Raw genomic sequence first — 8,517 nt, 5'->3', positions numbered from 1 at the left:
CGGGGGCGGCGGACGCGCCGGCCCGCCGGCCGCGCCCGGCCGCGCCCGGCCGCGCCCGGCACGGCCGCCCTCGACTGCGCTGCGTAGCCCTCCCGCCACCGAGCGGCACGAACGGTTGATTGACAGATTTCTTTATTTACGCATGTCTTGATGAAGAGATCCTTCGTCACCAGGATGCTCCCAGGCGCCCGGGCATTGGGCGTCCACAGTGTCGCCTCACCTCACGAAGGAGCGTCGGGACAGTGTCACCACGACGATGGCGAATGGCCGCGGTCGGCCTGGCGGTCGGCCTCACCCTGCCGATCGGCGCCGCGGCGCCGGCCGCCGCCGCACCGGACCCCGCCGACACGAAGGCCAGGGCGGTGGCCGCGAAGGTCGACGGGAAGGTCACCACCCGGCTCGCCCGCGAGGGCAGGGCCAGCTACTGGGTCTTCCTGGACAGCAAGGCCGACCTGTCCGGCGCGGCCAGCCTGCGCGGCAAGACGGAGAAGGCCGCCCACGTGCACCGCGCCAAGACCGCCCACGCCGAGCGCAGCCAGGCCGGCCTGCGCGCCATGCTGACCCGCGAGGGCGCGGAGTTCACCCCGTTCTGGCTGGTCAACGCGATCAGGGTGACCGGCGACGCCGAGTTGCTCGGTGACCTCGCCGTGCGCGCCGACGTCGCCGAGATCCTCGCCGACGACCCGGTCGAGATCCCGAAGCCGCTGCCCGGCGAGACCGTCCCCACCACCAACGCCACCGAGTGGAACATCGACCGGATCAACGCGCCGCGGGTCTGGAACGAGCTGAACGTACGCGGCGAGGGCATCGTGGTCGCCAACATCGACAGCGGCGTCGACGTCACCCACCCCGCCGTGGCGGCCAGCTACCGGGGGCGCAACGGTGACGGCACCCTCGACCACAACTACAACTGGTTCGACCCGGCCGACGTCTGCCCCACCGACGCCCCGTGCGACAACAACAACCACGGCACGCACACCATGGGCACGATGGTCGGCTCGGACGGCGCCAACGTGATCGGCGTGGCCCCCGGCGCCCGGTGGATCGCCGCCAAGGGCTGCGAGACCAGCGGCTGCTCGCGGGCGTCGCTGCTCGCCTCCGGCCAGTGGATCGTCGCCCCCACCGACCTCGACGGCGCCAACCCGCGCCCCGACCTCGCCCCGGACGTCGTGAACAACTCCTGGGGCTCCAGCGCGTACGACCCGTGGTACACCGAGATCGTCTCGTCGTGGGTGGCCGCCGGCATCTTCCCGGCCTTCTCCAACGGCAACAGCGGCCCGAGCTGCAACACCTCGGGCAGCCCCGGGTCGTACACGATCAGCTACAGCTCCGGCGCGTTCGACGTGAACAACGCGATCGCCAGCTTCTCCAGCCGGGGCACCGGCGAGAACGGCGACATCAAGCCGAACATCGCCGCGCCGGGCGCCAACGTCCGCTCCGCGGTGCCGGGCGGCTACTCGGCGCTCAGCGGCACGTCGATGGCCTCCCCGCACACCGCGGCGACCGTGGCCCTGATGTGGTCGGCCTCGCCGGCCCTGCAGGGCGACGTCGCCGAGACCAAGCGCATCCTCGACGACACCGCGATCGACGTCGACGCGCTCACCTGCGGCGGCACCGTCGACGACAACAACGTCTTCGGCGAGGGCCGGCTCGACGCGTACGCGGCGGTCGACGCCACCCCCCGGGGCGCCCTCGGCGCGCTGGGCGGTCGGGTCACCTCCGGCGGCAACCCGCTGGCCGGGGCGGACGTGACGGTCACCGGCCCGATGACCCGCGTCACCAGCACCGGCGCAGACGGCTCGTACGCGCTCGACCGGCTGATGGTGGGCAGCTACACGGTCTCGGTGAGCAAGTTCGGCTACACCACGGGGACGACCTCGGTGACCATCACCGAGAACCAGGCGGCCGACGCGGACGTCGCCCTCGAGGCGGCCCCCTCGGCCACCCTCAGCGGCACGGTGCGCACCTCGGACGGCACGGCCGGCGGCGCCACCGTCGCCGTCCTCGGCACCCCGCTCACCGCCACCGCCGACGCCGACGGCCGCTACTCCGTGACCGTGCCGCACGGCACGTACGACGTCCGCTTCGCGCACACGTACCGCTGCTCGGACGAGGTGACCAGGTCGGCGCAGGTCGGCGCGGACACCGTCCTGGACGTCACCCTGCCCGACCGGGTCGACTCCTTCGGGTACGCCTGCGGCCCGGCCGGCGGCTCGTTCGTCGCCGGCACCCAACTGCTGGAGACGCTGACCGGCGACAACAAGTCCGTCCCCGTCACGCTGCCCTTCCGGGTCCCGCTCTACGGCAACTCCTACCGGCAGGCGTGGGTGAGCACCAACGGCGTGCTCGGCTTCGGCACCTCGTCGACCAGCCGCCTCAACACCGCCCTGCCGAACACCACCAACCCCGACCTCGCGCTCTTCCCGTTCTGGGACGACCTCTACGTGGAGGAGGACTCGGGCGTCTACACGGCCGTCACGGGTGCCGCGCCGCGCCGCACCTTCGTGGTGGAGTGGCGCAACGTGTCGATCTTCGCCGACCGGTCGATGCGACTGACCTTCAGTGCCGCCATCGGTGAGGACGGCTCGATCACCTACCGGTACGCCGACGTCGACGGCGACGGCGCGGAGACCGGCACCGGCGCCTCGATCGGCCTGGAGAACGTCGACGGCACCGTCGGCTTCGAGTACTCGTACAACGCCCAGGCGGTCGCCGACGGCACGGCGATCACGTTCCGCACCACCCGCAGCGGGGTGCTCTCCGGTGTGGTCACCGACGCCAACGACGGGCGCCCCGTCGCCGGGGCCACCGTGACCGCCCGGGTCGGCGACGCGACGGCCACCCAGACCACGGAGGCCGACGGCACGTACCTGATCCAGGCCCCCGTCGGCACGGTCGGGTTCACCATCGACAAGCAGCACTACGAGGCGGCGTCGGGCTCCGTGGCGGTGCAGGCCGGCGCGGCCGAGGTCCGTTCGGCGGCGCTGCGTACCGCGCGCGTCGGCACCCCGACGAGCGAGCTGACCGTCGTCTCGGCGGCGGAGCAGACCCGGAGCCGACAGATCACCCTGAGCAACACGGGGGTGCTCGGCACCGACGTCACGGTCACCGAGCTGAACTCCGACGGCACGCCGCAGGACGTCGGCTGGCTCGGCCTGTCGGGTGCCACCGTCACCCTGGGCAGCGGCGGCCGGCACACCGTCGGCGTGGCGACCAGCACGGCCGGCCTGGCCCCCGGCAGCTTCCACCAGGCCAAGCTGCGGATCTCCTCGGCCAGCGGGCGCCAGCCCGTCCTGGACGTCCCGGTCACCCTGGTGGTGCCGCGCACCACCCTGGCGATCGACGCCGGCGCGACGTCGGCCCGGGCCGACGTCGAGGGCCAGACCTGGTCGCCGGACCGGGCCTGGACCGCCGGCGGCGCCGGCTACCTCGGCACCTCCAGCCGCCGGACGACCAGCACCCCGATCACCGGCACCAACGACCCGGCCCGCTTCGCCAGCCAGCGGGAGGGGATGTACGAGTACCGCGTCGACGGTCTCGCGGACGGCCACTACACGGTGGAGCTGGACTTCGCCGAGGTGAAGCGGCAGTACCCGGACCGCCGGGTCTTCGACGTGCTGATCGAGGGCCAGGAGGTGCTGCCGTCGCTGGACGTGGCGGGCGAGGTGGGCAGCTACGCCGCGCTGAGCCGGACGTACACGGTGCGGGTGGTCGACGGCCAGCTCAACGTGCGGTTCGTGACGCACAAGGGCTACGGCGTGCCGATCGTCAACGCGCTGCGCGTCGCCGACCGGCCGGACCTGCTGTCCTGACGGTCGTACGGAAAACGGGGCCCGGCCGGTGACGGCCGGGCCCCGCCCGTGTGGACCGCAGGGCGCTCAGTCTCCGCGCGCCTCAGCGGGGCCGGCCGTCGCCGCCCTTGCCGAGCTTGTTGAAGTCGATCTTCGGCAGCTTGAAGCCCGGCGGGAGGCCCTGGCCGGCGGCCAGGTCGTTCGGGTCCATGCCCGGCGGGAGCTGCGGCATGCCGCCCGGGAAGCCGCCCGGCATCCCGGCGCCCGCCCCGGTGCGCGGCCGGTTGCCGCCCTTGGTGCCCTTGCGCTTGTTCTTCGGCGACTTGGTGGCCTTGCGCCGGCCGCCGCCCGGCAGGCCCATCATGCCGCCCATCTGCTTCATCATCTTCTGCGCCTCGGTGAAGCGGTTGAGCAGCTGGTTGACGTCCATCACCGTGACGCCGGAGCCGTTGGCGATGCGGGCCCGGCGGGAGCCGTTGATGATCTTCGGGTTGGTGCGCTCGGCGGGGGTCATCGACCGGATGATCGCGGTGACCCGGTCGAAGTGCTTGTCGTCGACCTCGGCGAGCTGGTCCTTCATCTGCCCCATGCCCGGCATCATGGCCAGCACGTTGGCGATGGGGCCCATCCGCCGGACCGCGATGAGCTGGTCGAGGAAGTCCTCCAGGGTGAACTGCTCACCGCCCATCAGCTTGGCGGTCATCTTCTCCTTCTGATCGGTGTCGAAGGCCTGTTCGGCCTGCTCGATCAGAGTGAGGACGTCGCCCATGCCGAGGATCCGGCTGGCCATCCGGTCGGGGTGGAAGACGTCGAAGTCCTCCAGCTTCTCGCCGGTGGAGGCGAAGAGGATCGGCTGCCCGGTGACCTCCCGGACCGACAGCGCGGCGCCACCGCGGGCGTCGCCGTCGAGCTTGGACAGGACCACGCCGGTGATGCCCACGCCGTCGCGGAACGCCTCGGCGGTGCGCACCGCGTCCTGGCCCACCATGGCGTCGATGACGAAGATGACCTCGTCCGGGTCGACCGCGTCGCGGATGTCGGCGGCCTGCTGCATCATCTCGGCGTCGATGCCGAGCCGGCCGGCGGTGTCGACGATGACGATGTCCCGGGCGGCCCGCTTCGCGTGCTCGATCGAGGCGCGGGCCACCTGCACCGGGTCGCCGGTGCCGTTGCCGGGCTCGGGGGCGTACACCTCGACGCCGGCGCGGCCACCGAGCACCTGGAGCTGCCCGACGGCGTTGGGGCGCTGAAGGTCGGCGGCGACCAGCAGCGGCTGGTGGCCCTGGGCCTTGAGCCAGCGGGCCAGCTTGCCGGCGAGAGTGGTCTTGCCGGAGCCCTGGAGGCCGGCGAGCATGATCACCGTCGGCGGCTGCTTGGCGAACTGGAGCCGCCGCCCCTCGCCGCCGAGCACGTTGACCAGCTCGTCGTTGACGATCTTGATGATCTGCTGCGCCGGGTTGAGCGCCTGGGAGACCTCGGCGCCGCGCGCCCGCTCCTTGACGTTGGCGATGAAGCCCTTGACCACCGGCAGCGCGACGTCCGCCTCCAGCAGCGCGAGGCGGATCTCGCGCGCGGTGGCGTCGATGTCGGCGTCGGTGAGCCGACCCTTGCCGCGGAGCTTGGTGAAGATCCCGGACAGGCGGTCACTCAAGGTGTCAAACACGCGAACATCCCGATTGTCAGTGTTCCGGCGGGCACATCGGCGACCGGGCGAGGTGTCCGGCCACCGCTAGGGTAGCCGGCCGGGCCGCGGGGCCGCTCCGGGCCGGGCACAGCCGGGGCGGGGAACAGCGCCGGCGCGCCCGCGCGCACGAGGGTCTCCGGGCCGCCGGGAGGCCCCTGCTCACACCGCCGCGAGCACCGCGGCCTCCAGGCGGGCCCGGTCGGCCTCGGCCGGCCAGCCGCCGACGAGGTAGAAGACGTCGACCACGTCGCCGCCCAGGGTCGAGATGCGGGCCGCCCGCACCTGGGCGCCGGCCTCGTCGAGGGCGCAGGCCACCCGGTAGAGCAGCCCCGCCGCGTCGGCGGCGCGCAGCTCCAGCAGCACGGCGTCGGTGGCCGCCTCGCGGTGCCAGACCACCCGCGGCGCGGCCCCGCCGGCCCGCGCCGCGAGCGCCCGGCCGCGCAACCGCTGGGTGACCGAGACGTCGCCGTTCACCGCCCGGCGCAGGTCGGCGCCGAGGGCGATCGGGTCGGGCGCGAGCCCGTAGCGGGGCTGCACCCGGCACTCGACCAGGGCCCGGCCGTCGACGGCGCAGGCGTCGGCGGAGAGCACCTCCAGCCGGTGCAGCGCCAGGCAGCCGGCCACCGTCGCGAGCAGGCCGCGCCGGTCCGCCGCGGCCACGGCCACCCGGTCGGCCGTCAGGTGTACGACCGGCAGGGACCCCGCCAGCAGGGCCGGATCGGGGGCGGGCGGGGCGGGCGGCGCGCCCGTGTCCAGCGCGGTCCGGACCCGGGCGACCAGCTCGGCGACCAGCCGGCCCTTCCACTGCGACCAGGCGGCCGGCCCGGTGGCGGCGGCGTCGGCGCGTACCAGGGCGTGCAGCAGGTCCAGCGTCCCCGGGTCGCCGACCCGCTCGGCGACCCCGGCGATGGTGACCGGGTCGGCGAGGTCCCGCCGGGTGGCCACGTCGGGCAGGAGCAGGTGCAGCCGGACCAGCGTGCCGATCAGCGCCACCTCCGGCGCGGGCAGGCCGATCCGGGCGGCCACCGCCTCGGCCAGCGGCACCCCGGCCGCGCTGTGGTCGCCGGGCAGCCCCTTGCCGATGTCGTGCAGGAGGCCGCCGAGCAGCAGCAGGTCGGGGCGGTCCACCTCGCGGGTGTGTCGACCGGCCTCGTACGCGGTCTGCACGAGGTGCCGGTCGAGGGTGAACCGGTGCACGGGGTGGTGCTGCGGCAGGCTGCGCAGCCGGGTCCACTCGGGCAGCCAGCCCTCGATCAGCCCGTACCGGTCGCAGGTCTCCCAGGCCGGCAGCAGGCCGGGACCGGCGCCGAGCAGGGTGATCAGCGCGGCCCGGGCCTCGGCCGGCCACGGCGCCGGCAGCGGCGGACAGTACGCGGCCAGCCACTCGCAGGTGGCCCGGGCGATCGGCAGCCGGGCGACGGCCGCGGCGGCGGCGACCCGCAGCGACAGGCTCGGGTCCGGCCGCGCGCCGATCGCGGTGCGGGCGAGCACCAGTTCGCCGTCGTGCTCGACGACGTCCCGGGCGACCGGCCGGCGCAGCGGACGCCCGTCGGCGCCCCGGCGGCGGCCCGTGCGGAGCCGGTCGACGGCGCGGAGGGCGTCGTCGAGGGCGTGGCTGACGGTCCGGGCGTCCCCGGCGACCCGGCGCAGCAGCGCGTCCCCGTCGCCGACGGTCGCTCCGGCTCGCTGCGGGGCGCCGGGCGCACCCGGCGGGAGCTGCCGCGGCCGCGCGGGGTCGGCGGCGCCCGGCGGGAGCTGCCCGAGCCCGAGCAGCGCGGCGACCCCGTCGCGTTCCTGGGCGACCAGGCGGTCGACCCGGCGACCGGCCTGCCGGTGCAGCGCGTCGCGGGTGTCCAGCAGCCGCAGGTGCGCGGCGCGGACGGCGGGGCGCAGCGCGTCGGTGATGCCGGCGGTGGCGATCGCGCGCAGGATGCCCACGTCGCGCAGCCCGCCGGCCGCCTCCTTCAGGTCGCCCTCGAGCAGGAAGGCCAGCTCGCCGTGGGCCGCCCAGCGGGCGGCGGTGAGCTCGCGCAGCGCCGGGAGCTGCCGCACGGCGGTGCGCCGCCAGTGGTCGGCGGCGGTGCGGACCAGCACGTCCGCGAGCGCGGCGTCGCCGGCGACCAGGCGCGCGTCGAGCAGCCCGAGGGCCACCCTCACGTCGTCCTGCGCGACGGAGAGCGCCTCGGGGACGGTCCGGACGGAGTGGTCCAGCCGCAGTCCGGCGTCCCACACCGGATACCAGACGGAGGCGGCCAGCTCGTCCACGCCGGGCACCCCGGCGTGCAGCAGGACGAGGTCGAGGTCGCCGTGCGGCGCGCACTGCCGGCGGCCCAGCCCGCCGACGGCGACCAGCGCCACCCCGGGCCGGCGCGGCAGCAGCGCGCCCAGCCACCGGTCGTACGCGTCCGCCCGCGCCGCCCGCGCCGCGGCCCCGACGCCTCCGTCGACGCCGACGACCTCGTCGACCAGGAGTCGCCCGGCGCCGTCGCCGGCGTGGTCCGAGGCGTTCCTCCCGGTCGACGAGGTCATGTCGGTCAGAGCGCGTCGAGGCCGCGTTCGCCGGTACGCACCCGCACGACCTCCTCGACGGCGGTCACCCAGACCTTCCCGTCGCCGATCTTGCCGGTCCGGGCGGCGCCGACGACGGCGTCAACGATCTTGTCGACGTCGATCTCGTCGGTGAGCACCTCCACCCGGATCTTGGGCAGGAACTCGACCGTGTACTCGGCACCCCGGTAGACCTCGGTGTGCCCCTTCTGCCGCCCGTAGCCCTGGACCTCGCTGACGGTCAGGCCTGCCACGCCGAGGGCGTGCAGGGCCTCCTTCACCGCGTCCAGCTGGTACGGCTTGATGACCGCGGTCACCAGCTTCATGTCCAACCCCTCCATCCCAGGAACGTTAACCGGCGACCTTCTCGGCGGCGGACTCGGCAGCGGGCACGGCGGGCACGGCGGGCTCAGCCGGCTCGGCGGGCACGGCGGGCTCGGCGGGCTCGGCGGGCGCGCCCGCCGGTGCCGTCGCCGGCCGGGCGCCGGCCAGCCC

At 74.8% G+C, this 8,517-nt stretch carries 4 protein-coding genes; 1 reads left to right on the top strand and 3 read right to left on the bottom strand.

The window, feature by feature from the left end; all coding sequences use genetic code 11:
• Positions 1-263 precede the first annotated feature (263 nt).
• Positions 264-3,812, top strand: coding sequence for a S8 family serine peptidase (locus V6U77_RS29045; protein WP_334609942.1), 3,549 nt, complete (start codon positions 264-266; stop codon positions 3,810-3,812).
• 82 nt (positions 3,813-3,894) lie between these two features.
• Here the strand turns inward: V6U77_RS29045 and ffh are convergent, their stop codons facing one another.
• The 3 genes from ffh to V6U77_RS29030 all read right to left on the bottom strand — a co-directional run bounded on the left by ffh (position 3,895) and on the right by V6U77_RS29030 (position 8,348).
• A complete protein-coding gene (ffh, locus tag V6U77_RS29040; protein WP_334609941.1) occupies positions 3,895-5,454 on the bottom strand; it encodes a signal recognition particle protein in 1,560 nt (519 codons plus the stop codon).
• A gap of 180 nt (positions 5,455-5,634) precedes the next feature.
• Entirely contained in the window at positions 5,635-8,004 is a 2,370-nt protein-coding gene (locus V6U77_RS29035; protein WP_334609940.1) for a [protein-PII] uridylyltransferase, read from the bottom strand.
• Between the two features lie 5 nt (positions 8,005-8,009).
• Positions 8,010-8,348, bottom strand: a complete 339-nt coding sequence (locus tag V6U77_RS29030; protein WP_176733926.1) for a P-II family nitrogen regulator — start codon at positions 8,346-8,348, stop codon at positions 8,010-8,012.
• Positions 8,349-8,517 lie beyond the last annotated feature (169 nt).

This window comes from Micromonospora sp. CPCC 205546 (genome assembly GCF_036902715.1).
Lineage (GTDB): Bacteria > Actinomycetota > Actinomycetes > Mycobacteriales > Micromonosporaceae > Micromonospora.
The sequence above is the reverse complement of the archived record's forward strand: the minus strand, read 5'-3'. Positions and strand labels throughout refer to the sequence as shown.